Source organism: Streptomyces sp. NPDC020489 (genome assembly GCF_044386545.1).
Taxonomy (GTDB): Bacteria; Actinomycetota; Actinomycetes; order Streptomycetales; family Streptomycetaceae; genus Streptomyces.
In genome coordinates this window covers 488,501-509,533 of record NZ_JBIRUZ010000006.1, presented here as the reverse complement: position 1 = coordinate 509,533, position 21,033 = coordinate 488,501, and the positions used below count along the sequence as shown (strand labels likewise).

Sequence of the window (21,033 nt, the reverse complement as noted above, 5' to 3'; positions counted from 1 at the left end):
CTGCGCCGGACGGGGCCCACGTGTTTCCAGACATCCCACAGGGGGGCGCATGCCAGCCATATCCCAGCCGCACCGCCGCAGACGGACCGTCCGTCTCCTTGCCGCGACCGCCGGTCTCGTGACCGTCGGAGCGCTCGCCGCCGCGATGCCCTCGACGGCCGCCGCGGGCGAGACGCACACCTCCCGTCATCCCGGGCCCGGTCGCTACCAGGACGTGCAGCTGCTGTCCTTCAACGACCTGCACGGCAACCTGGAGCCGCCGTCGGGTTCCTCCGGCCGCGTCACCGAGCTCCAGGCGGACGGCACGACCAAGACGATCGACGCCGGTGGTGTCGAGTACCTCGCCACGCACCTGCGGGAGGCGCGTGCGGGCAACAAGTACTCCATCACCGCCGCCGGTGGTGACATGGTCGGCGCGTCCCCGCTGATCTCGGGCCTGTTCCACGACGAGCCGACCATCGAGGCGCTCAACAAGCTGGACCTGGACGTCACGTCGGTGGGCAACCACGAGTTCGACGAGGGCGCCAGGGAACTGGCCCGTCTGCAGAAGGGCGGCTGTCACCCGACCGCCGGCTGCTACACGGACGAGGAGTTCGAGGGCGCGGACTTCCCCTACCTCGCGGCCAACGTGCTGAACGAGAAGACCGGCAGGCCGATCCTCAAGCCCTACTGGGTGTGGAAGAAGAAGGACGTCAAGGTCGGCTTCATCGGCGTGACCCTGGAGGACACCCCGGGCGTCGTCTCCGCCGAGGGCGTCAAGGGCCTGAAGTTCAAGGACGAGGTCGAGACGATCAACAAGTACGCCAAGGAGCTCCAGCGCCAGGGCGTGAAGTCGATCGTGGCCCTCATCCACGAGGGCGGGGCCCCGGCCTCCGGGTCCTACAACTACGACTGCGACGCCCCGGGCGCGGGCGACGGCATCTCCGGCCCGATCGTGGACATCGCCAAGAACGTCACCCCGCAGGTCGACGCGCTGGTGACGGGACACACCCACGCGGCCTACGCGTGCACCATCAACGACCCGGCGGGCAACCCGCGCACGGTCACCTCGGCCGCGTCCTTCGGCCGCCTGTACACGGACACCACGCTCACGTACGACCGTTGGACGGGTGACATCGCCCGTACGGCCGTGAAGTCCGCGAACCACGTGGTCACCCGGACCGTCGCCAAGGCGCCGGACATGACCGAGCTGATCAGTAGGTGGAGCACCCTCGCGGCCCCCATCGGCAACCGGGCGATCGGCTACATCTCCGCCGACATCCCGAGCACCGGCACCGAGTCCCCGATGGGTGACCTGATCGCCGACGCGCAGCTCGTCTACGGCAAGCAGCTCGACCCGGAGACCGACCTCGCGCTGATGAACCCGGGCGGCGTGCGCGCGGGCCTCACCTACGCGGCCAAGGGCACCGAGGGCGACGGTGTGGTGACCTACGCCGAGGGCTTCACCGTGCAGCCGTTCTCCAACACCGTGAACCTCCAGGACTTCACCGGCGCCCAGCTGCTCCAGGTCCTGAAGGAGCAGGTGAGCGGGGCGAACGCGGCCTCGCCGAAGATCCTCCAGCCGTCGTCCGGTCTGACGTACACGCTGGACCTGACGAAGACCGGCGCCGAGCGGATCGTCGCCGACTCCGTCCGGCTCAACGGCGCGGCCATCGACCCGGCGGCCACCTACCGCGTCGCGACCAACAGCTTCCTCGCGGGCGGCGGCGACGGCATCACCACGCTGGGACAGGGCACCAACGACGTCGTCGGCACGGACGACCTGGCGGCGCTCGAGCAGTACCTGCTGGCCAACTCCTCGGCCACCAGCCCGATCGCGCCCCCGGCGGCGAACCGGATCACGATCGTCAAGTAGCACACACCTCACCGAGAAGGCGGCCGCGTCACCCGACGCGGCCGCCTTCTCGCGTATTAAAAGCTGTGTGAGGCCCGAATTGGTTCCGGCTGGCACCTGAAAAATGGTCTCAGCTGCAATTCATCGAGGTCTAAGCGGAATTGGTCTTTTCCGGGTTTGCGGTCCCGTAGTGTTTTCCATGTCGAAAGCGAACGACACCGGAACAGCACGAAGGAGAAGGAAATGAGCTTCCACAAGGTCGCCCCCGTCGCCAAGAAGGCTCCCAAGCCCGCCCCGGCCCCCAAGAAGAAGGCCCAGGTGAAGAAGGTGACTCCGCGTCGGCGCCCGGTCTCCCATAAGAACTGAAACAAGCCCCGCGCAACGGCCCGCACAGCCTGCACCTGATCACCGGAAAGGTAATTCCCATGAGCTTCCACAAGATTTTCCCCGTCGCCAAGAAGAACACCAAGCCTGCCGCCCCGGCGCCGAACGGCCGGCAGCAGAAGGCCGCGCCGAAGAAGGCCGCGAAGCCCCGTCCGGTGTCCCGCAAGGGCTGCTGACGCCGAACCGCGAGGCGGGGCCACCGACAGGGACTCGGTGGCCCCGCCTCGGGCATGTCCGCCCGTACTTCGAGGGAGCAACCATGAGGGAAGTCCGCGAGGCCTTCCGCCGCTTCTGGCCGCTGACCCGCGGTGACCGCGGGTGGCTGGTGGCGATCGTCGCGTGCGTGGTGGTGTCCGCGCTCACCGAGACCGCCTCGATCCTGCTGTTCGCGCAGCTGACCGACACCGCGCTGAAGGCCGGTTCGCTCGCCGCGTTCTGGGGTCCGGCCGGTGCCTGGCTGGCCGTCGCCGCGCTCGGCGCGCTGGTCGGCTACCTCGGCAACTCGCTGGCCACCTGGACCGCGGAGAGATTCGTCCTGCGCCTGCGGGCCACGGTGTTCCGGCACGTCCAGGGACTGCCCCCGCACTTCTTCCACCGGCACCGCCAGGGCGACCTGGTCGAGCGGCTCACCGGGGACGTCGAGGCCATCGAGCAGATGGTGGTCTCCGGGGTCGTCGGCACCGTCGCCGCCGTGTTCTCCACCGTCTTCTACTCCTGCGCGGCCCTCTACCTGCGCTGGGACCTGGCCCTCGCCACGTTCGTCCTCGCGCCCGTGTTCCTGCTGGCCGCCCGCCGTTTCGCCGGCCGGATCAAGAGCACCGCCCAGGACGAGCGGGTCGCCGACGGCGCGATCACCTCGGTGGTCGAGGAGTCCCTCGGCAACGTCGTCCTCACCCAGGCCTACAACCGCCGCGCCGACGAGGAGAAGCGGCTCGACCGCGAGGCCCGGGCGTGGATGCGCGCGTCGGTGCGCGGGGCCCGGCTGAGCGAGATGTACGAGCAGTTCGTCGAGGTCGTCGAGACGCTCTGCGTGCTCGCCGTCATCGGACTCGGCGTCTGGGAGATCTCCGCCGACCGCATGACCCTCGGCCGGCTCCTCGCGTTCGCCGCGTTCATCGGCTACCTCTATCCACCGGTCCGCGACCTCGGCCGGCTCGGCCTCACCCTCACCGCCGCGACCGCGGGCGCCCAGCGCCTGAACGAGATCCTCGACGCCGAACCGGCCGTCACCGACCCCGCCGACCCCGTCCGCCCGTGGCCGGTGCGCGGCTGGGTCAGCGTCCATGGCGCCGGCTTCCGCTACCCGGGCGCCACCAGGGACTCCCTGACCGACGTCACCCTCCGGGCCGCCCCCGGCGAACTTGTCGTCGTCACCGGCCCGAGCGGCGCCGGCAAGTCCACCCTCGCCAAACTGCTGCTCCGCTTCTACGACCCCGCAACCGGCGTGCTCTGCCTGGACGGCGTGCCCCTGACGGACGTACCGCTGGAGTTCCTGCGCGAGAACGTGGCGCTGCTCCCGCAGGAGACGCTCGTGCTGCACGGCACGATCCGCGAGAACATCGCGTGCGGGCGGCCCGGCGCGAGCGAGGAGGACATCGAGCGCGCCGCGCGGGCGGCCGCCGCGCACGAGTTCGTCGCCGAGCTGCCCGAGGGCTACGACACCGTCATCGCCCCCGGTACCGCCGCCCTCTCCGGCGGCCAGCTCAAGCGGATCGCGATCGCCCGCGCGATGCTGCGCGCCGCACCCGTGCTGATCCTCGACGAACCCACCGCGGGCCTCGACGCGGTGGCCGCCCGCCGCATCGTGCGCCCGCTGCGCCGTCTGATGTCCGGCCGTACGACGATCATGATCACCCATGATCTGAGCCTCGCCCCGGACGCCGACCGCGTGCTCGTCGTGGACGGCGGACGCCTGGTGGAGACCGGCACCCACGACGAACTCATCGCGCTCGGCGGCACCTACGCACGGCTGGCCGCCGCCCACACCCTCCCGGCCGGGGACCCCACCGGACTCCTGAGCGTGTAGCCCGACCCCACCGGGCAACGCGGGCCCGTCGGCCGCGCCCCGGTCAGGAGGCGGTCGGGGTCCAGTCGCCGAGCCAGTCCGCGACCTCCTGGGAGGCGGCCTGGGAGTCGGTCAGCATGGGCCGGTTGCCGCTCGCCGTTCCGGAACCGGCGCCGGTGTTCTTGTACTCGGCGAACCGGTCGTCCTTCCAGGAGAACCCGCTCATGTCGGTCCACGGGGTGGACTTGATCGCCGCGCTGAGCGTGGTGTTGCGGACCGTGGTCTGCGGGTCGAGGGTCGCGTCGCCGCCGGCGTGCCAGGGGCGGCCCAGGTAGAAGCTCGCGGCGGACACGTCACCGTTGACCGCCGAGTTGGCGATCAGGATGCCCTTGCGGTTCGCGGCGGTGCTGGGCGCGGTGACATAGCCGGCCGAGCTGCCGTCCCAGCGCTTCTTCAGCGTGATGACGGACTTGTCGATCACGGCGGTGGCGCGGCCGAAGATGAAGTCGACGTTGCCGACGACGTAGGAGTTCCGCATGTAGACCCGGCCCAGCCGGTCCTTGGCCGCGGTGTCCACGAGCAGCGTGTCCTGGTCGCCGGTGACGATGACCCCGTCGAGGAACACCTTGTCGGCGGCGGTCCGCAGGGCGACCGCCTGGTGTCCGCTGAGGCTCTGGTTGGCCTTCTCGTCGAAGTCGTTGGAGATCGTCAGGTTGCGCGCCTGGAAGTCGTCGGCCTCCACGGCGACGCTGGCGCTGCCGCCCGTCCCGTAGGTGCCCGACCCGTCCGGCTTCGGGGTGCCGGAGGCGTTGTTGTAGACGATCACCGTGTCGCCCCGGCCGGCCCCCGTGCCCTGGATGGTGACGTGCGGCTTGTTGGCGGGGACCTTCACCAGCTCGCGGTACGTCCCCGGCTTGACGTTGATGACCACGCGCGAGGGGTTGTTCGCGGGCACGGCGTTCACCGCGGCCTGCACGGTGGTGTACTGCCCGCTGCCGTCCTTGGCGACGGTGAGGGTCGTGGCGGCGGCCGCGGCGGTGGTGCGCGCCGTCGAACCGATCGAACCCCGCGGCCCGGCACCGGACTTGAGCAGCGCGGGCACGTCGGCCGTCGCGTCGAGGGTGTACGGGTAGAAGCTCTTCGGGTCGAAGGCGCTGCCCCCGCTCTCGTTGCGCCCGCTCGTGCCGACGAAGGTGTTGCCCTTCTGCACGAGGGTCGCGGTGGCGTCCTTGATGACGGGGTTGTTGACGCCCTGGAAGTAGGAGTTCTCCAGCACCATCCTGGTGGCGCCGCGCGAGTAGTTCCCGTACGACGACTTGATGTCGGTGCCGGCCACGTCCTCCAGGAAGTTGTTGTAGAGGTGCGCGTGGGCGGCGTTGTCGGTGGAGGGGTTGCGCTGCTCGGTCTCGCGTATCCAGTTGTGGTGGATGGTGATGTCGGTGACGACGTTCTCGGTCCACCCGATGCCGAAGGCCTTGTTGTCCTGGCCGAGCTTGTTCCAGGACACCGTCACATAGGTGCTGTCCTTGCGGACGTCGATGAGCCCGTCGGCCATGTGCCGCAGGTCGTTGTGGTCGATCCAGACGTGGTGGGCGCCGTCCATCTGGATGGCGTCGAAGTCGTGGTCCTTGTCGTTCCAGATGCCCTGGTAGGCGTCCCTGATGGTCAGGTTCCGGATGATCACGTTGTGGACACCGGCCCCGAGGAAGAAGCCGCCGCCCACGATGTGCCCGGAGGTCCCGGACCCGACGATGGTCTTGTCGCTGTGGACCTTGATCTCCTTGCCGACCGGGTTCATGGTGATCGTCCCGGCGACGACGATGACGTAGGGCTCGGCGGCGGTCGCGTACCTCTCGAGGTCGGCGAGGGTGGTGACGGTGACGATCTGTCCGCCCCGGCCGCCGTACGTGCCGTTCTGGCCGAGGGCGTCGACGGAGGCGAAGCCGTCGGCGGTGGCGGTCGCCCAGGCGGGGGCGGCGGGGGTCGCGGCGGACGCCTTGGACAGGGCGTCGTCACCGAAGAGCGGGCCGTAGGCGAGCACGCCGGCTGAGATCAGGGCCAGGGGGACACCGGCCACCAGCGCGGTGTTGCGCCTGCGGTGCCGAGGGGCCCTGCTGCGGGGTTCAGTCACGGGCTGCTTCCGATCAGGTCAGGTGGGGAGGGCTGCACGTCACCTGACTGTCGGAGCCGCCGGGGAAAAGGTTGCCGGGGGCGCCCGCACCGCCGCGGGACCTTCCTACGGAGTCTCCGGGGGTGGTGTGGGCGCCCCCGGCAGCCGTACGGTCGCCACCGTGCCGCCGCCGTCCGCGCGGGTCAGCGTCACCGTGCCGCCCGCCTGCTCCACCGTGCGCGCGACGATCGACAGGCCCAGGCCCGAGCCCGGCAGGGCGCGGGCGCTCGGGGAACGCCAGAACCGGTCGAAGACGTACGGGAGTTCGTCCTCGGCGACGCCGGGCCCGTGGTCGCGGACGGTGAGCACACCGCCGGCGAGCCGCACCTCGACCGCGGCGCCCTCGGGGCTGAACTTCACCGCGTTGTCCAGCACGTTGACGACCGCGCGCTCCAACGCGGCGGGCTCCGCGCGGACGTACCAGGGCTGGAGGTCGGCGTCGATGGTCAGCTCGGGCCCCCGCAGCCGCGCGCGACGCAGCGCCGCTTCCACGGTGTCCTCCAGCGAGACCACCTGGACCCGCTCACCGCGCTGGCCCTCGGACCGGGACAGCTCCTGCAAGTCACCGATCAGCGACGCCAGTTCCGTCATCTGTGCCTTCACCGACGCCAGGAGCGCCTTGCGGTCGGCCTCGGGGAGGGGCCGTCCCGTCTCCTCGCTGCGGGTGAGGAGCTCGATGTTGGTGCGCAGGGAGGTGAGGGGGGTGCGCAACTCGTGCCCGGCGTCCGCGATCAGCTGCTGCTGAAGGTCGCGGGAGCTGGCCAGGGAGGAGGTCATGGAGTTGAACGACCGGGAGAGCCGGGCCACTTCGTCCTCGGCGCCGTCCTCCACCGGGATGCGGACGTTCAGGTCCTCGGTCCTGGCCACGTGCTCGACGGCCTCGGTCAGCTTGTCGACGGGACGGAGACCGGCGCGGGCCACCGCGAGACCGGCGGCACCGGCCCCGAGCACTCCGACGCCGGAGACGAGGAGAAGGATGAGGGCGAGCTCGTTGAGGGTGGACCGGGTGGCCTTGAGGGGGACGGCGAGCTGCACGGCGACGCCCTGAGAGTCGTTCTGGTCGACCCCCAGGTACAGGGTCAGCACCCGTACGGCGTTGCCCTCCTCGTCGGTGCCGTCACGGAAGCCGCCCTGGAGGGTTTTCGCCTCCTTGATCACTTCCTTGTCGGAGTCGGTGACCTCGATGGTGGCCGGGGAGTCCGGGGCGACGCAGGGCGAGCCGGTCTCCTTGATCGCCTGGACGTAGTCGTTGCGACCGGGGAACAGCTGGGTGTTCCCCTGGGGGGACTGCGTGCACTTCTGAAGGAGCGTGTTGACCGTGCCGGGCCGGCGCGCCATCTGCTCCAGCTCGTCGTTGACCTGCTGGTACAGCTTGCCCTGCACGATGAACCAGCACGTCACCGAGACCGCCGCCACCGCGAACGCCACCGCTGCGGCGACCAGCAGCGACAACCGCGCCCGGATGGGAAGCGCGCGGAACCGGCGCACCACCCTGTTCACTCCGCCCCGCCCTGCCGCAACACGTATCCCACGCCCCGCACGGTGTGCACGAGCCGCGGCTCGCCGCCCGCCTCCGTCTTGCGCCGCAGGTACATCACGTACACGTCCAGCGAGTTCGACGACGGCTCGAAGTCGAAGCCCCACACCGCCTTCAGGATCTGCTCCCGGGTCAGCACCTGACGCGGATGCGCCAGGAACATCTCCAGCAGCGTGAACTCGGTACGGGTCAGCTCCACCGACCGCCCCGCCCGCGTCACCTCCCGCGTGGCCAGGTCCATCCGCAGATCCGCGAAGATCAGCGCCTCGTCCTCGGGCACCGCGCCCGCGCTCGCGGCCGCCGCGTAGGAGCTGCGCCGCAGCAACGCACGGACCCGCGCGAACAGTTCGTCCAGTTCGAACGGCTTGACCAGGTAGTCGTCGGCGCCGGCGTCCAGTCCCGTCACCCGGTCACCCACCGTGTCCCGGGCCGTGAGCATCAGGATCGGCGTGGTCGTGCCCGCGCCCCGCATCCGGCGCGCGGCGGTCAGCCCGTCCATGCGCGGCATCTGGATGTCGAGGACCACCAGGTCCGGCTGGTAGGCCGTCGTCTTCTCCAGCGCGTCCGCGCCGTCGACCGCCACCTCGGTGTCGTACCCCTCGAAGGCGAGGCTGCGCTGGAGTGCTTCCCGCACGGCCGGCTCGTCGTCGACGATCAGGATGCGCTGGGGGTCACGGTCGCCGTCGGCGGGGCTCATCGCTCGTGGTTCCTCGGGGGTGCGGTGGGACGGGGTGCTCTCAGCCTCGCATGGTTGCGGGCTGTCGGGCCAAGGCAGGCAGGGTCAGGCGCGGACCCTGCTCCGGCGGGCCCTCCGGCCGGTGGTCGGGGCGGCGACCTCGGGTGCCCGCACGGCGACGGTCGGCGCGTTCAGCTCGTACGCCACGTCCAGTGCCAGGGCGGTGCCGGCCGGGTCGTGGCCGGCCACGGTGTGGGAAACCTGCTTGATCATGACGTGCTCCCGGGTCCGGTGAGGGTCAGTTGTCGCTGCCGCCGGCCCGCAACTCGGCGAGGTCGGCCTTGACGGTGTTGATCGGGATGGCGAAGCCGAGGCCCACGCTGCCGGTGTCGGACGAGGAGGAGTCCGCGGCGGCCGAGTACATCGCCGAGTTGATGCCGATGATGTTGCCGTTCATGTCGATCAGCGCGCCGCCGGAGTTCCCGGGGTTCAGGGAGGCGTCGGTCTGGAGCGCCTTGTACGTCGTCGTGGACGAGCCGGTGTCGCCGTTGAACTGCTGACCGCCGAACTCGAACGGCCACTGCCCGTTGCCGCCCTGCTGCTGCTGTTGCCCGCCCTCGTCGGTCGAGACGGTCACGTCCCGGTTGAGCGCGGAGACGATGCCGCTGGTGACGGTGCCGGTGAGGCCCTCGGGGGAGCCGATCGCGACGACCTGGTCGCCGACCTGGACGCCGTCGGAGTTGCCGAGCGTCGCGGGGGTGAGGCCGGAGGCGTTCTCCAGCTTGATCAGGGCGAGGTCCTTGGCGCTGTCGGTACCGACGACCTTGGCCGTGTACTCCTTGCCGTCGCTCGTGGAGACCTTGATCGAGGTGGCGCCGGAGATGACGTGGTTGTTGGTGATGATCTCGCCGTCACCGGTGATGATCACGCCGGAGCCGGTGGACGAGCCGTTGCCGAGCGTCGCGTTGATCTCGACGATGCTCGGGCTGACCGCCTTCGCGACCCCGGAGACCGTGCCCTTGTCGGCGGACGGCACGACGGTGGTGCTGGTGCTGCTGGAGGCGACCGTGTCGTTGCCGGTGAGTTCCTGGATGCCGTACGCCGTACCGCCGCCGATCGCGGCGGCGACGATCGCCACGGCCGCCAGGAGGGCGATCGGACCCCGGGTGCGCTTCTTCCGCGGCTCCGGTGCGGCGGGGGGCGCGGTCAGGAGGGCCGTACCGCCGCCGTCGCCGGGGGGCTGCGCCGGCGGGGGCGGCCACTCCGGGTTCACGGGGGAGGCGGAGGCGTGCTGCTGGGCGCCCTGGTGGGGGTTCGCGTACTGCTGCTCGTACTCGCCGTCGCGGCGGAAGCTCTCGGTCATGACAACGAGCTTGTCGCCCGACCATGAGAGCTTGCTGAGTGCTCCCTGAGAACGCCGCGAGAACCTCGTTCGCCCGATGTAAAGCCGCACCAGGGGGCGAGCGGGACCTTCTCAGACGGGCCTCATGAAGGCCCACGCGCGACCGGCCACGGGCCCCTCGCGGAGGAACGGCAGCCGGACCTACGCGCAGCCGCAGGAGCGCCGGACGACAAGCCTCGACGGGAACACCTTCAGGCGCTCGCGGCGCGAACCCGCCACGCGCAGACCGTCGTCCAGGACGAGATCCACCGCCGCCCGCGCCATCGCCGGCCGGTCCGATGCGATCGTTGTCATCGGCGGGTCCGCGAGCGGCGCTTCCTTGATGTCGTCGAACCCGATCACCGCCAGCTCGCCCGGCACGTCGATCCGCAGCTCGCGCGCCGCGCGCAGCACGCCGATCGCCTGGTCGTCGGTGGAGCAGAAGATCGCGGGCGGACGCTCCGGGCCCGACAGCACCCCCAGCGCCACCTGGTACGCGTCATAGCGGTTGTACGGCGCCTCGAACAGCCGCCCCTCGGTGGAGATCCCCGCCTCGTCCATCACCCGCCGCCAGCCCTCGACGTGGTCGGAGACCGGGTCGCCGACGGAGGGCGTGTCGGCGGTGCCGCCCATGCAGGCGACGTAGGGGTGGCCGTGGTCCAGCAGATGGCGGACGGCGAGTTCGGCGCCGCCGAGGTCGTCCGTGACGACGGCGACGTCGTCGATGGCCTCGGGGCGTTCGTGGAGGAGGACGACCCGGGCGTCCCAGGCCTCGATCTCGGCGGCGGCCAGGTCGTTCAGCGCGTGGGAGACCAGGATCAGGCCGGAGACCCGCATCCCGAGGAACGCCCGCAGATAGTGGACCTCGCGCTCGCCGACGTAGTCGGTGTTGCCGACCAGCACCATCTTGCCGCGCTCGGAGGCGGCCTGTTCGACCGCGTGCGCCATCTCGCCGAAGAACGGCTGACGGGCGTCGGGGATGATCAGGCCTATGAGATCGGTGCGGCGGGACGCCATGGCCTGGGCGACCCGGTCGGGGCGATAGCCCAGTTCCTTGATCGCGGCGAGGACACGCTCGCGCGTGGCCGGGGCGACCGGCCGGGGTCCGTTGTTGATGACATAGCTGACGACGGCCGTGGACGTCCCCGCCAGTCGCGCCACGTCATCCCTGGTTACCTTGGCCACGCGCGGAGTCTACGCGGATGGACCCGCTCTGGGCAGGGCGAGAAGGAGCTTGTCCGTGCCCCGCCCGAGCGTTTCCGGGACGGGCTAGACGTCGGCTTTGACCTCGGCGGCGTCCAGAGCGGCCGTCTCGTCCGCATCCTCCGCCTTTTGCCGGTCGTTCTTGGACTGTGCCTCGTCCGGGGCCGCCCCACCCTTCTCGGGCGTAACGAATCGATAACCGACGTTCCGGACGGTCCCGATCAGCGACTCGTGCTCGGGGCCGAGCTTGGCGCGCAGCCGCCGTACGTGCACGTCCACGGTCCGGGTGCCGCCGAAGTAGTCGTAGCCCCAGACCTCCTGGAGCAGCTGCGCGCGGGTGAAGACGCGGCCCGGGTGCTGGGCGAGGTACTTGAGGAGCTCGAACTCCTTGAAGGTCAGGTCCAGGACCCGGCCCTTGAGCTTGGCGCTGTAGGTCGCCTCGTCGACCGAGAGGTCGCCGTTGCGGATCTCCATGGGGGAGTCGTCGTTGACGATCTGCTGCCGGCCCATGGCGAGACGCAGCCGCGCCTCGACCTCGGCGGGACCCGCGGTGTCCAGCAGGACGTCGTCGATGCCCCAGTCGGCGGTGACGGCGGCGAGGCCGCCCTCGGTGACGACCAGGATGAGCGGACAGCCGGGTCCCGTGGAGCGCAGCAGCTGGCACAGGCTGCGGACCTGCGGGAGGTCGCGGCGGCCGTCGATGAGGATGACGTCGGCGCCGGGGGTGTCGACGAGTGCGGGGCCTTCGGCCGGTGCCACGCGCACGTTGTGCAGGAGCAGGCCGAGGGCCGGAAGCACCTCCGTCGACGGCTGGAGGGCGTTGGTCAGGAGCAGCAGAGAACTCATACGTCTGGTTCCTCCTCGGTCCCGCGAGGTCGCGGCTTTCGTATACAAGGGGTACCGAAAGCACAAAAGGACCCGGGGGCTGCGTCGCCCGAGTCCTCTTCCCTGGAGAATAGCCCACATGAGCGTTGATCCGGCAGGTCGTGTGGTGCGTTCCACGGTGAGTCCGAACTCTGAGACGAACAGACACGCACCTATCCGGACGTTTCTGCACACCGACGATGGTGTGTCGATCGATTCCGTATACGACTCGCCGGCCTTCGTATACGACGCCTCCACGCCACCCGCGCGTGACCTCGTGTTCGTGGTCGCGCACGGTTTCACGGGCCACGTGGACCGGCCTCATGTTCGGAGGGTGGCGGCGGCGTTCGCGCAGTACGGGGCCGTGGTCACCTTCTCCTTCAGGGGCCACGGCGCCTCCGGCGGGCGCTCGACGGTCGGCGACCGGGAGGTGCTGGATCTGGCCGCCGCGGTGCGGTGGGCGCGGTCGTTCGGCCACGCGCGCGTGGTGACCGTGGGGTTCTCGATGGGTGGTTCCGTGGTGCTGCGGCACGCGGCGCTGCACGGGCCGGAGCGCGAAGGGCGCACGGAAGCGCGCACCGACGCCGTGGTCTCGGTGAGTGCGCCGGCCCGCTGGTACTACCGCGGCACCGCCCCCATGCGCAGGGTCCACTGGCTGATCACCCGCCCCGAGGGCCGTCTGCTGGGCCGCTACGGACTCCGTACGCGCATCCACCACCGCGACTGGGACCCGGTCCCGCTCTCCCCGGTGGAGGCGGTCCCGGGCATCGCGCCGACGCCCCTGCTGATCGTCCACGGCGACCGCGACGGCTACTTCCCCCTGGACCACCCCCGCATGCTCGCCGAAGCCGCCGGTGACCACGGCGAACTCTGGCTGGAGCCCGGCATGGGCCACGCGGAGAACGCGGCCCCCGACGAGCTGCTGGCCCGGATCGGGGACTGGGCCGCCGCCCAGGGCGGCTAGCCTGACCGTGTACACAGCCGATCGATCGAGGGACCGGATGCCGAAGGTCACCGTGCGCTACTGGGCCGCCGCGAAGGCCGCGGCCGGCGTCGCCGAGGAGGCGTACGACGCGGACACGCTCGCCGAGGCGCTCGACGCCGTGCGCGGACGACACCCCGGCGAGCTCACGCGCGTCCTGCTGCGATGCTCGTTCCTCATCGACGGCGACCCCGTGGGCACCCGCGGACATGAGACGGTACGGCTGGCCGACGGCGGCACGGTCGAGGTGCTCCCGCCGTTCGCAGGAGGGTGACGATGACCGACCAGCCGTATGAGGGGCAGCAGTACCAGCAGGGGTACGACCCGTACTGGCAGCACCAGCAGCCCCAGCACCAGCAGCCCCAGCACCAGCAGCCCCAGCACCAGGCGTGGCCCGGGCAGCAGCAGGGCCACGACGACCCGCACGCCGCCCAGCAGTACACCCAGCAGTGGCAGGGGCAGACCTGGGAGACCCAGGTGCAGGCGCCCGTCGCGCCGGCCGCGGAGACGTCGTACCTGCCGCAGCAGGGCTACGCGCAGCCGGCGTACACCGAACCGGCCGCCGCGCCCGCCCCCGAGCCCCGGCCCGCGGCCCCCGCCTCCTCCGACTACGGCCCCGCCACCCTCGGCGGCAACGCCCGCGTCACGGACGCCCAGCGCGCCCGCCTGGAGGGCCGTTCCCCGATCATCGAGCCCGGCATGCAGCCCGCCGCGCTCACCGCCCTCCTCGGCCTGCTCCTCGCCGCGGCGGCGGCCGTCGGGTCGTACGCGCTGCTCGTCCCGCTCGTCGTCCTTCAGGCCGTGACGGCGGCCGGCTGGTTCCGGCTGAACGGCATGTGGCCGGCCCGGCAGGGCATCGCGCTGGCGTTCCTCGGCGCGGTGGTCGCGGACGTCGCGCTGCTCGCCGCCGACCGCGCGCCGGCCGCGATCCTCGGCACGCTCGGCGTCTGGGTCCTGCTCTCCCTGGTCCTCCAGCTCCGCTCGCACGCCGACCCCGACACCCGGATGTACGGCCTGATGGCCACCGTCGCCTCGGCGGCGCTGGCGATCGTGGCGTCCGGCTACCTCGCGGCCGCCGCCGACGCGGTGACGGTCGGCGCGGCCTCGGTCGCGGTCGCCGTGCCGGCCCGCGCGCTGCCGCTGCCGACTCCGGCCTCCGTGGTGGTCGCCCTGCTCGCCGCGGCGGGCGCGGGCATCGCGGTCGGCGGGATGACGGACCTGGGCTCCGGGGGCGCGCTGCTGGGAGCGGGCGCCGGGGTGTGCGCGCTGATCGGCCACCGCGTCGCGAGCTACGACTACCCCTCCCGTTTCGTGCACTTCACCGCGGGCGTGGCGCTGCCGCTGGCCGCGGCCGCCCCGGCGGTGTACCTGCTGGGACGGGCGCTCGGGTGAAGCCCTGCCCCCGCTTGTCACAGGTGATCGACAATCCGCAGGTCGGCGCCCCCACCGGAGTTACGGTGACTTCCGGACGTAGACCGCCTAGGTGGGGGAACACCAAAGAATGCGCGCACTGCGAATACTTCTGATCGTCGTCGTCATTCTGGGCGGCCTCTTCGTGATCGCCGACCGTGTCGCGGTCCACCTCGCGGAGGGCGAGGTGGCGGACAAGCTGAAGACCACCGAGAACCTCGCCGTCACCCCTGACGTGTCGATCAAGGGCTTCCCCTTCCTCACCCAGGTCGTCTCCGGCGAGCTCGACGACACCGAGGTCGGCATCAAGGACTACGAGGCCGCCGCCGGCACCGACGGCGACAAGATCCGCATCGACGACATCCGCGCGAACTTCAAGAGCGTGGCCTTCTCCGGCGACTACAGCTCCGCGACCGCCGCCACCGCCGACGGCACGGCGACGATCTCCTACGCCGAGCTGCTCAAGGCCGCCCGGTCCGAACCGACGCAGATCTTCCCCGGGGCGACCGCCGAGGTCGTCGGCCTCGCGGACGGCGGCAACGGCAAGATCAAGGTGAACGTCAAGGTCACGGCCCTGGGCAGGTCCTCGACGTACCCGGTGCTCAGCACGGTCACCGTCGACGGCGACACCGTGCGGGTGCACGCCGACAACCTGCCGAACCTGGTCGTCGAGGTCGCGGAGGGCAAGGTCCGCTCGATCACCGACTTCCAGCAGAAGATCGACGACCTGCCGGGCGGCATCGAGCTCGACAAGGTCGAGGCGGCGGCGGACGGTGTCGAGGTCACGGTGAAGGGTTCGAACGTCAAGCTGGCCGGGTAGGACCGCGTACGGCGGGCAGCGCTGTCCGAGGGGCGAGACGGATGGTCCGTACGGCAGGTGTGATGACGGACACCCGCGCCCGGAACCGCGGTGAACACGGCCAGGACGCCGCTTCCATCCCACATCCCGGACGATCGCGTCTCAAAATACGACACGCCGGTGACATGCCCGGCTGTCCGTCCCTACGATCGACGGCATGAAGCGACAGGCGGATCTCACGAAGCGGCGGGCAGTGGACCTGTGCCGCGTTGCCGCCATGCTCTGTCGCACCTTCTGAGCGGAAGCCACGCCTTCCGCATCACCCTGCCTGTCCAAGGCATCGGTGCGCCCCCGCGCACCCCTTTCGCACTCGCGCGCCCCGCCGCAACTGCCCCGGAGGAGAAAGAGCATGAGCCGCAGCGACGTCCTGGTCGACGCCGACTGGGTCGAGGCCAACCTCGACAACCCGAACATCGCGATCGTGGAGGTGGACGAAGACACGTCCGCCTACGAGAAGAACCACATCAGGAACGCGATCCGGATCGACTGGACGCAGGACCTCCAGGACCCGGTCCGCCGTGACTTCATCGACCAGGAGGGCTTCGAGAAGCTCCTGTCGGCGAAGGGCATCGCCAACGACACCCAGGTGATCCTCTACGGCGGCAACAACAACTGGTTCGCCTCCTACGCCTACTGGTACTTCAAGCTCTACGGCCACGAGAACGTCAAGCTCCTCGACGGCGGCCGCAAGAAGTGGGAGCTGGACGCCCGCGAGCTGGTCGAAGAGGTGCCCGAGCGCCCCACGACCGACTACAAGGCCAAGCCCCAGGACACCTCGATCCGTGCCTTCCGCGACGACGTCGTCGCCGCGATCGGCTCGCAGAACCTGGTCGACGTGCGCTCCCCCGACGAGTTCTCCGGCAAGCTGCTCGCCCCGGCCCACCTGCCGCAGGAGCAGTCGCAGCGCCCGGGCCACGTGCCCAGCGCCCGCAACATCCCGTGGTCGAAGAACGCCAACGACGACGGCACCTTCAAGTCGGACGAGGAGCTCAAGGCCCTCTACGCCGAGGAGCAGGTCGACCTGGCCAAGGACACCATCGCCTACTGCCGCATCGGTGAGCGCTCCGCGCTGACCTGGTTCGTCCTGCACGAGCTGCTGGGCGTGGAGAACGTCAAGAACTACGACGGCTCCTGGACCGAGTACGGCAGCCTCGTCGGCGTCCCGATCGAGCTCGGCGCCAACAAGTAACCCTCGCGGCAAGCGAACCCACCCCGCAGATCCCGACCGGCCTTCCTCCGGTCAGACCCCTCTTGGAGAACGACATGTGTGGAGCGAAGGCCGGCGGCCCCGACGCCTCGACGATCAAGCCCGGTGAGACCACGATCCAGGGCCAGGTGACCAAGGACGGCGAGCCCGTCGTCGGCTACGTCCGCCTGCTGGACTCGACCGGCGAGTTCACCGCCGAGGTCCCCACCTCCGCCACGGGCCAGTTCCGCTTCTACGCGGCCGAGGGCACCTGGACCGTCCGCGCCCTGGTCCCCGGCGCCACCGCCGACCGCACGGTCGTCGCCCAGCAGGGCGGCCTCGCCGAGGTCGCGATCGCCGTCTGAGGCACCCCTGAACGGCTGAAGGGCCGCACCCCCGGGTTGGACGCTCGGGGTGCGGCCCTTCAGCGTGCGCGGACCTACGCTGGAGGTATGTACGCACGGCGGCGGCACGTGTACTTCGCCATGATGGGGACCTGCATCGGACTCTTCGTCCTGGCCTGGGGCGTCGTACGCCTGTGGTCGGTCCCCGTGGCCGTCGGCATGTGCGTGGTCGCCATGCTGATCCCGCCGGTCGCCGCGATGGTCGCCAACCGACGCGGCCCCGACGACCGCTGGTGGGACGACCCCTCCGGCGACCCCACGTCGGACGACTGGTGGGACGAACTGGACGGCAAGAAGCGCCCGCGGTAGGACCCGGCCGGGCTTCTGTCCCCGGGGCCGTGGACCCCGGCGCCGCGGCTCAGTACACGAGCGCCTGGGTGTCGTCGGCGAGGGACTCCTGCACGAACACCTGTGCGCCCGCGATCCGTACGCCCTCGATGACGTCCTTCTCCGTGATGTCCCGGCGGGCCGCGCACTGCGTGCACAGCGTGAGTTTTCCGCCCGCCAGGACCGAGTCGATCAGGTCGGGCAGCGGGGCCGCGTGCGGCAGCTCGAACTCGGCGGCACGGCCTGGCAGCGCGAACCACGCGGACTCCCCGGTCAGCCACAGGGAGACCTCCACGCCACTGGCCACGGCCACCGCCGCCACCGTGAACGCCTGCGAGCAGCGCTCGGGGGCATCGGCCCCCGCCGTCACCTTGATCACGAGCTTCTTCGCCATGCCTGAATCGTAATCAACGCCCCTACAACCCAGGTCATCGGCGGCGAGTCTCCTGTGCGCGCATACGGAATGCGCACTTCACGTTCTGTGGGGGGACGTCTTGGAAGTACCGGGAACACACGAAGATCCTGTAGTGCCGGAGGCGCCGGAAGTGCCCCGTCGGCGTCGGCGCGGGCGCACCGCGCTCCTCGTCGCCGCGGCCGCCGTGCTCGGCGTGGTCGCGGGCACCTGCACCGGCCTCGTCGTGCAGGCCGACCGCGAGCCCACCGAGCTCCCGCCGCTCTCGCAGCCCGTCGTCGGACAGGCCAAGGGCGAGGTCGAGCCGCTGGCCGCCGCGCAGGACCGGAGGGTGCGGACCGACGGCGACCTGCGCAAGCTGCTGCTGAAGAAGCCGCGCGGGGCGAAGGCGGCCGGCGACTGGCTGGGCGACGACGACGGCTGGATGAGCCTGGCCGCCTACGCCGACTCCTTCGAGAAGCCGGCCGGCGCCTACGCCGACCTCGTCCACGACGAGTTCCGCCGCGCCGCCGTCACCGGCTGGGAGTCCGGCCACCTCTCGGTGTCGATCCGGCTGATCCAGTTCCGGCAGGAGGAGTACGTCGCGGCCGACCGTGCCGCGGGCGACGCCCAGTACTGGGCGGAGGACGAGGACGACACCGACAGCTGGGTCGTGCCCGGCACCGCGGACGGGATGGCGTACGTCCACAACCAGCCCGAGACCGAAGCCGGTTATCTGCCGCTCTACAGCGCGGAGGCGCACGCGTGGCGCGGTGACATCGCCGTGGAGGTCTGGGTCTACGACACCAAGCCGATCACCAAGAAGAGGATCATGGACCTGGCCGAGCGGCAGATGGGGCGGTTGTGAGCGAGATCCCCGAGAGAGCTGAGAGCGCCGGGAGCGGCGGGAGCGGCGAGATCTCCGAGAGCGCCGAGGTCCGTGAGACTCCCGAGGTCCTCCAGAACCCCGTCCCGATTCCCGTCCCCGACGAGGTTCCGGCCCGGCCCGCCAGGAAGCCCCTCCGCCGTGGTCGTGTCGCCGCGATCGGCGGGTCCGTCCTGCTGGTCGGCGCCGTCGTGGCCGGCGTCGGTCTCACCGCCGTGACCGTGAACGGCGCCGACCGGGACGCCGGTGCGCCGCGCTGGAAGTTCCCGCAGGCCGAGGTGGACGCGGACGCGAAGAAGGCGGCCGACGCCCAGGGGCTCGCCGGGGTGCTCGTGCCCTTCGGGACCGACGGCTGGACCCGCGGCCCGGACCTCGCCGAGTTCGGCTCCGACGCCGCACTCAGCGGCGCCCAGGCGACCGCCCTGCGCAAGGAGTCGCTGAGCGGCCTGCCCCGCACCCAGCGCCGGCAGCTGGAGAAGGAGATGGACAGGCAGCGCGTCACGGGCATGGCGATGCGCAGCTACGTCAGCACCACGGGCAGCAACGCCGGCGGCAACGGCTCCACCGCGGTCAGCATCACGCTGTCCCGGATGGAGAAGCGGGCCGCCGCCAAGGACATCTCGACGTCCCAGAACGCCTTCCTGGACTCCCTGGACATCTTCCGCGCGGGCCCGAAGATCAAGGGCTTCAAGGACGCCAAGTGCTTCCTGCCACCCAAGGACGCCGACGACGACCTCGACATGATGTTCTGCTCCGCCTACCAGGGCGACATCCTGATCAGCGCCACCGCCGACGGCGTCAAGTCACTCGACACCAAGTCGATCGCGCTGCTCCTCGCCGAGCAGCTCGACCGCATCGCGGAGCCCGGGGAGGCGGTATGACCGAGCAGACCGAGCAGGAGCCCCTCGTGGTGCCGCCCCTGCCCGAGGCGCCCCCGCAGCCGGTGACCCCGGCGGCACCGAAGGACCGCCGGGTCCTGCGGGCCGTACTGCGCTGGACCGCGGCCGTCGCGGTCTTCGCCGTGGTCGGCGCGGGGACGGCGTACGGCATCACCCGCATGGAGCGGACGGACGTACCCGGACTCGCGACCGAGTCGGACGGCCGCTGGGAGTACCCGCAGATCGTCAGGCCGCCGCTGCCCTCCGGCAGCCCGAGCCCCTTCGCCGAGGAGAACACGGCCGGCTCGCACCACGCCGACCTGCGCGAACTCCTGCTGCCCGCACCCGAGGGCGGCAAGGCGGACACGGCGCTCGACGGGAAGGACGGCTGGCTGGCCACGAAGGACTTCCTGGCGGCGTACGCGTCGAAGGAGGAGCAGGGGACGGTCCACGACCTGCTGACCGACCACGGGCTGCGGCACATCGCCGCCCGCGGCTGGACCGCACCGGACGGCACGCGGACCCGGATCTACCTCCTGCAGTTCGACACCGCCGCGGTCGCCGACTCCCTCGCGCAGGACCAGTTCACCAGCTCCCTCGCACCGCCCTACGCCTTGCGCGACGCGGAGGACGTCGGGCTGGACGAGGCGTTCCCGATGAAGGTCGAGGTGGACAACGTCCAGCGGTACGTCTACGACGAGGCCAAGCCCTTCGGCGCCGAGCACGTCCGGCAGGCCTATCTCGTCGCGGGTGACGTCCTCGCCCTGGTCGTGCAGTCCCGCAAGGGCGGCGCGGCGGCGGTGCCGTTCCAGCAGACGGTGGTGCTCCAGAGCCAGCTCCTCGGCTGAGGCGTACCTCGCGGAGAAGGCGGGGCCCCGGCCGACTAAGCTGGGGCCCGGCCTGTGTACCGCCCACCCTCGCTCACCGTAGGAGCACCACGTGCTTGAGGTTGTCTTCGAAGTCCTGCTCGCCCTGGTCTGCGTCGGCGTCGTCGCCTTCGCCGGGCTGACGGTGAAGAAGCTGTACCAGGGCCAGCGCTGACCCAGATCTAGGAACTGCTCTCATGATCGAGATCCCGTCCGACCTCCACAAGGACCTCGTCCCGCTCGTCTTCCTGCTCGGCAACTGGGCCGGCGCGGGCGTGCACGACTTCCCCGGCTCCGAGAAGTGCAACTTCGGGCAGGAGGTCACCTTCAGCCACGACGGCCGCGACTTCCTGGAGTACCAGTCCCACACCTGGGTCCTGGACAACGACGGGAACAAGGTCCGTCCGCTGGAGTCCGAGCACGGCTTCTGGCGCGTCGACGCCGACCGCAAGGTCGAGATCACGATGGTCCGTGACGACGGCGTCGTGGAGATCTGGTACGGCGAGCTGGCCAAGCAGAAGCCCCAGATCGACCTGGTCACGGACGCGGTGGCGCGGACCGCGGCCTCCGGCCCCTACACCGGCGGCAAGCGGCTGTACGGCTACGTCAACAGCGACCTGATGTGGGTCGGCGAGAAGCAGACCCCCGAGGTCGAGCTGCGCCCCTACATGTCCGCACACCTGAAGAAGGTCGTCACCCCGGAGGACGTCGAGCGCTGGGCCAAGGCCCTCCCCGACGACATGCCGGACGACGGCATCGCCTTCTTCAAGTAATTCCCTGTGGTGGTCAC

Annotated in this window: 24 protein-coding genes; 16 read left to right on the top strand and 8 right to left on the bottom strand. The window is 70.8% G+C overall.

Annotation, left to right across the window (positions count from 1 at the left end; translation table 11 throughout):
- The first annotated feature begins 49 nt into the window (after window positions 1-49).
- From ACH41F_RS19485 to ACH41F_RS19470, 4 genes are all read left to right on the top strand, one after another.
- Window positions 50-1,855 carry a 5'-nucleotidase C-terminal domain-containing protein gene (locus tag ACH41F_RS19485; protein WP_391234034.1) on the top strand — a complete coding sequence of 602 codons (1,806 nt, stop codon included), beginning with the start codon at window positions 50-52 and terminating at the stop codon, window positions 1,853-1,855.
- Window positions 1,856-2,077: 222 nt separating this feature from the next.
- Window positions 2,078-2,200, top strand: a complete 123-nt coding sequence (locus ACH41F_RS19480; protein ID WP_391234035.1) for a hypothetical protein — start codon at window positions 2,078-2,080, stop codon at window positions 2,198-2,200.
- 59 nt (window positions 2,201-2,259) lie between these two features.
- Complete coding sequence (locus ACH41F_RS19475) at window positions 2,260-2,394, top strand: hypothetical protein (protein ID WP_398836713.1); 135 nt, start codon at window positions 2,260-2,262, stop codon at window positions 2,392-2,394.
- A gap of 83 nt (window positions 2,395-2,477) precedes the next feature.
- Window positions 2,478-4,244: an ABC transporter transmembrane domain-containing protein gene (locus tag ACH41F_RS19470; RefSeq protein WP_391234037.1), complete on the top strand. Its 1,767-nt coding sequence runs from the start codon at window positions 2,478-2,480 to the stop codon at window positions 4,242-4,244.
- 43 nt (window positions 4,245-4,287) lie between these two features.
- Here ACH41F_RS19470 and ACH41F_RS19465 read toward each other — a convergent pair whose 3' ends face one another.
- The 7 genes from ACH41F_RS19465 to ACH41F_RS19435 all read right to left on the bottom strand — a co-directional run bounded on the left by ACH41F_RS19465 (window position 4,288) and on the right by ACH41F_RS19435 (window position 12,036).
- Window positions 4,288-6,354 carry a pectinesterase family protein gene (locus ACH41F_RS19465; RefSeq protein ID WP_398836711.1) on the bottom strand — a complete coding sequence of 689 codons (2,067 nt, stop codon included), beginning with the start codon at window positions 6,352-6,354 and terminating at the stop codon, window positions 4,288-4,290.
- Window positions 6,355-6,459: 105 nt separating this feature from the next.
- Window positions 6,460-7,893, bottom strand: coding sequence for an ATP-binding protein (locus ACH41F_RS19460; protein ID WP_391234039.1), 1,434 nt, complete (start codon window positions 7,891-7,893; stop codon window positions 6,460-6,462).
- Window positions 7,890-8,627: a response regulator gene (locus tag ACH41F_RS19455; RefSeq protein WP_391234040.1), complete on the bottom strand. Its 738-nt coding sequence runs from the start codon at window positions 8,625-8,627 to the stop codon at window positions 7,890-7,892. Before ACH41F_RS19455 ends, ACH41F_RS19460 begins: the two co-directional genes overlap by 4 nt.
- A gap of 84 nt (window positions 8,628-8,711) precedes the next feature.
- Complete coding sequence (locus ACH41F_RS19450) at window positions 8,712-8,879, bottom strand: hypothetical protein (protein ID WP_391234041.1); 168 nt, start codon at window positions 8,877-8,879, stop codon at window positions 8,712-8,714.
- Between the two features lie 25 nt (window positions 8,880-8,904).
- The gene (locus tag ACH41F_RS19445; RefSeq protein WP_398836709.1) at window positions 8,905-9,969 is read right to left on the bottom strand and encodes a S1C family serine protease; all 1,065 of its coding nucleotides are present in this window, start codon (window positions 9,967-9,969) and stop codon (window positions 8,905-8,907) included.
- A 180-nt stretch (window positions 9,970-10,149) separates the two neighbouring features.
- A complete protein-coding gene (locus tag ACH41F_RS19440) occupies window positions 10,150-11,172 on the bottom strand; it encodes a substrate-binding domain-containing protein (RefSeq protein ID WP_391234043.1) in 1,023 nt (340 codons plus the stop codon).
- A gap of 84 nt (window positions 11,173-11,256) precedes the next feature.
- Window positions 11,257-12,036 (bottom strand): winged helix-turn-helix domain-containing protein, encoded by a 780-nt coding sequence (locus ACH41F_RS19435; protein WP_391234044.1) that lies wholly within the window; start codon window positions 12,034-12,036, stop codon window positions 11,257-11,259.
- 118 nt (window positions 12,037-12,154) lie between these two features.
- Here ACH41F_RS19435 and ACH41F_RS19430 point away from each other — a divergent pair, with 118 nt between their 5' ends.
- From ACH41F_RS19430 to ACH41F_RS19395, 8 genes are all read left to right on the top strand, one after another.
- Window positions 12,155-13,018 carry an alpha/beta fold hydrolase gene (locus ACH41F_RS19430; RefSeq protein ID WP_391234045.1) on the top strand — a complete coding sequence of 288 codons (864 nt, stop codon included), beginning with the start codon at window positions 12,155-12,157 and terminating at the stop codon, window positions 13,016-13,018.
- A 37-nt stretch (window positions 13,019-13,055) separates the two neighbouring features.
- On the top strand, window positions 13,056-13,310 hold the full coding sequence (locus tag ACH41F_RS19425; protein ID WP_391234046.1) for a MoaD/ThiS family protein: 255 nt from the start codon (window positions 13,056-13,058) through the stop codon (window positions 13,308-13,310).
- A 2-nt stretch (window positions 13,311-13,312) separates the two neighbouring features.
- Window positions 13,313-14,428 (top strand): hypothetical protein, encoded by a 1,116-nt coding sequence (locus ACH41F_RS19420; RefSeq protein WP_391234047.1) that lies wholly within the window; start codon window positions 13,313-13,315, stop codon window positions 14,426-14,428.
- Window positions 14,429-14,537: 109 nt separating this feature from the next.
- Window positions 14,538-15,266 (top strand): LmeA family phospholipid-binding protein, encoded by a 729-nt coding sequence (locus tag ACH41F_RS19415; protein WP_391234048.1) that lies wholly within the window; start codon window positions 14,538-14,540, stop codon window positions 15,264-15,266.
- A gap of 196 nt (window positions 15,267-15,462) precedes the next feature.
- Window positions 15,463-15,543 carry a putative leader peptide gene (locus tag ACH41F_RS19410; RefSeq protein WP_350310325.1) on the top strand — a complete coding sequence of 27 codons (81 nt, stop codon included), beginning with the start codon at window positions 15,463-15,465 and terminating at the stop codon, window positions 15,541-15,543.
- 111 nt (window positions 15,544-15,654) lie between these two features.
- Complete coding sequence (locus ACH41F_RS19405; RefSeq protein ID WP_391234049.1) at window positions 15,655-16,494, top strand: rhodanese-like domain-containing protein; 840 nt, start codon at window positions 15,655-15,657, stop codon at window positions 16,492-16,494.
- 74 nt (window positions 16,495-16,568) lie between these two features.
- Complete coding sequence (locus ACH41F_RS19400; protein ID WP_003991226.1) at window positions 16,569-16,856, top strand: DUF1416 domain-containing protein; 288 nt, start codon at window positions 16,569-16,571, stop codon at window positions 16,854-16,856.
- Between the two features lie 87 nt (window positions 16,857-16,943).
- The gene (locus ACH41F_RS19395) at window positions 16,944-17,204 is read left to right on the top strand and encodes a DUF3099 domain-containing protein (protein ID WP_391234050.1); all 261 of its coding nucleotides are present in this window, start codon (window positions 16,944-16,946) and stop codon (window positions 17,202-17,204) included.
- Between the two features lie 49 nt (window positions 17,205-17,253).
- Here ACH41F_RS19395 and ACH41F_RS19390 read toward each other — a convergent pair whose 3' ends face one another.
- Entirely contained in the window at window positions 17,254-17,616 is a 363-nt protein-coding gene (locus tag ACH41F_RS19390) for a DsrE family protein (RefSeq protein ID WP_391234051.1), read from the bottom strand.
- Window positions 17,617-17,767: 151 nt separating this feature from the next.
- Between ACH41F_RS19390 and ACH41F_RS19385 the strand changes: the two genes are divergently transcribed.
- The 4 genes from ACH41F_RS19385 to ACH41F_RS19370 all read left to right on the top strand — a co-directional run bounded on the left by ACH41F_RS19385 (window position 17,768) and on the right by ACH41F_RS19370 (window position 21,016).
- Window positions 17,768-18,481 (top strand): hypothetical protein, encoded by a 714-nt coding sequence (locus tag ACH41F_RS19385; RefSeq protein ID WP_398836706.1) that lies wholly within the window; start codon window positions 17,768-17,770, stop codon window positions 18,479-18,481.
- The gene (locus tag ACH41F_RS19380) at window positions 18,478-19,380 is read left to right on the top strand and encodes a hypothetical protein (RefSeq protein ID WP_398836704.1); all 903 of its coding nucleotides are present in this window, start codon (window positions 18,478-18,480) and stop codon (window positions 19,378-19,380) included. Before ACH41F_RS19385 ends, ACH41F_RS19380 begins: the two co-directional genes overlap by 4 nt.
- Window positions 19,377-20,225: a hypothetical protein gene (locus tag ACH41F_RS19375; RefSeq protein ID WP_398836703.1), complete on the top strand. Its 849-nt coding sequence runs from the start codon at window positions 19,377-19,379 to the stop codon at window positions 20,223-20,225. Before ACH41F_RS19380 ends, ACH41F_RS19375 begins: the two co-directional genes overlap by 4 nt.
- Window positions 20,226-20,440: 215 nt before the next feature.
- Window positions 20,441-21,016 carry an FABP family protein gene (locus ACH41F_RS19370; RefSeq protein WP_289928029.1) on the top strand — a complete coding sequence of 192 codons (576 nt, stop codon included), beginning with the start codon at window positions 20,441-20,443 and terminating at the stop codon, window positions 21,014-21,016.
- Window positions 21,017-21,033: the final 17 nt, after the last annotated feature.

What these genes read in the sequence shown, in the direction of transcription:
- ACH41F_RS19395 (WP_391234050.1), top strand. Translation starts at nt 16,944, where the DNA reads ATGTACGCACGGCGGCGGCACGTGTACTTCGCCATGATGGGGACCTGC.
- ACH41F_RS19415 (WP_391234048.1), top strand. Translation starts at nt 14,538, where the DNA reads ATGCGCGCACTGCGAATACTTCTGATCGTCGTCGTCATTCTGGGCGGC.
- ACH41F_RS19410 (WP_350310325.1), top strand. Translation starts at nt 15,463, where the DNA reads ATGAAGCGACAGGCGGATCTCACGAAGCGGCGGGCAGTGGACCTGTGC.
- ACH41F_RS19370 (WP_289928029.1), top strand. Translation starts at nt 20,441, where the DNA reads ATGATCGAGATCCCGTCCGACCTCCACAAGGACCTCGTCCCGCTCGTC.
- ACH41F_RS19450 (WP_391234041.1), bottom strand. Translation starts at nt 8,879, where the DNA reads ATGATCAAGCAGGTTTCCCACACCGTGGCCGGCCACGACCCGGCCGGC.
- ACH41F_RS19455 (WP_391234040.1), bottom strand. Translation starts at nt 8,627, where the DNA reads ATGAGCCCCGCCGACGGCGACCGTGACCCCCAGCGCATCCTGATCGTC.
- ACH41F_RS19400 (WP_003991226.1), top strand. Translation starts at nt 16,569, where the DNA reads ATGTGTGGAGCGAAGGCCGGCGGCCCCGACGCCTCGACGATCAAGCCC.
- ACH41F_RS19480 (WP_391234035.1), top strand. Translation starts at nt 2,078, where the DNA reads ATGAGCTTCCACAAGGTCGCCCCCGTCGCCAAGAAGGCTCCCAAGCCC.
- ACH41F_RS19435 (WP_391234044.1), bottom strand. Translation starts at nt 12,036, where the DNA reads ATGAGTTCTCTGCTGCTCCTGACCAACGCCCTCCAGCCGTCGACGGAG.
- ACH41F_RS19470 (WP_391234037.1), top strand. Translation starts at nt 2,478, where the DNA reads ATGAGGGAAGTCCGCGAGGCCTTCCGCCGCTTCTGGCCGCTGACCCGC.
- ACH41F_RS19430 (WP_391234045.1), top strand. Translation starts at nt 12,155, where the DNA reads ATGAGCGTTGATCCGGCAGGTCGTGTGGTGCGTTCCACGGTGAGTCCG.
- ACH41F_RS19485 (WP_391234034.1), top strand. Translation starts at nt 50, where the DNA reads ATGCCAGCCATATCCCAGCCGCACCGCCGCAGACGGACCGTCCGTCTC.
- ACH41F_RS19475 (WP_398836713.1), top strand. Translation starts at nt 2,260, where the DNA reads ATGAGCTTCCACAAGATTTTCCCCGTCGCCAAGAAGAACACCAAGCCT.
- ACH41F_RS19405 (WP_391234049.1), top strand. Translation starts at nt 15,655, where the DNA reads ATGAGCCGCAGCGACGTCCTGGTCGACGCCGACTGGGTCGAGGCCAAC.
- ACH41F_RS19420 (WP_391234047.1), top strand. Translation starts at nt 13,313, where the DNA reads ATGACCGACCAGCCGTATGAGGGGCAGCAGTACCAGCAGGGGTACGAC.
- ACH41F_RS19425 (WP_391234046.1), top strand. Translation starts at nt 13,056, where the DNA reads ATGCCGAAGGTCACCGTGCGCTACTGGGCCGCCGCGAAGGCCGCGGCC.
- ACH41F_RS19375 (WP_398836703.1), top strand. Translation starts at nt 19,377, where the DNA reads ATGACCGAGCAGACCGAGCAGGAGCCCCTCGTGGTGCCGCCCCTGCCC.
- ACH41F_RS19390 (WP_391234051.1), bottom strand. Translation starts at nt 17,616, where the DNA reads ATGGCGAAGAAGCTCGTGATCAAGGTGACGGCGGGGGCCGATGCCCCC.
- ACH41F_RS19445 (WP_398836709.1), bottom strand. Translation starts at nt 9,969, where the DNA reads ATGACCGAGAGCTTCCGCCGCGACGGCGAGTACGAGCAGCAGTACGCG.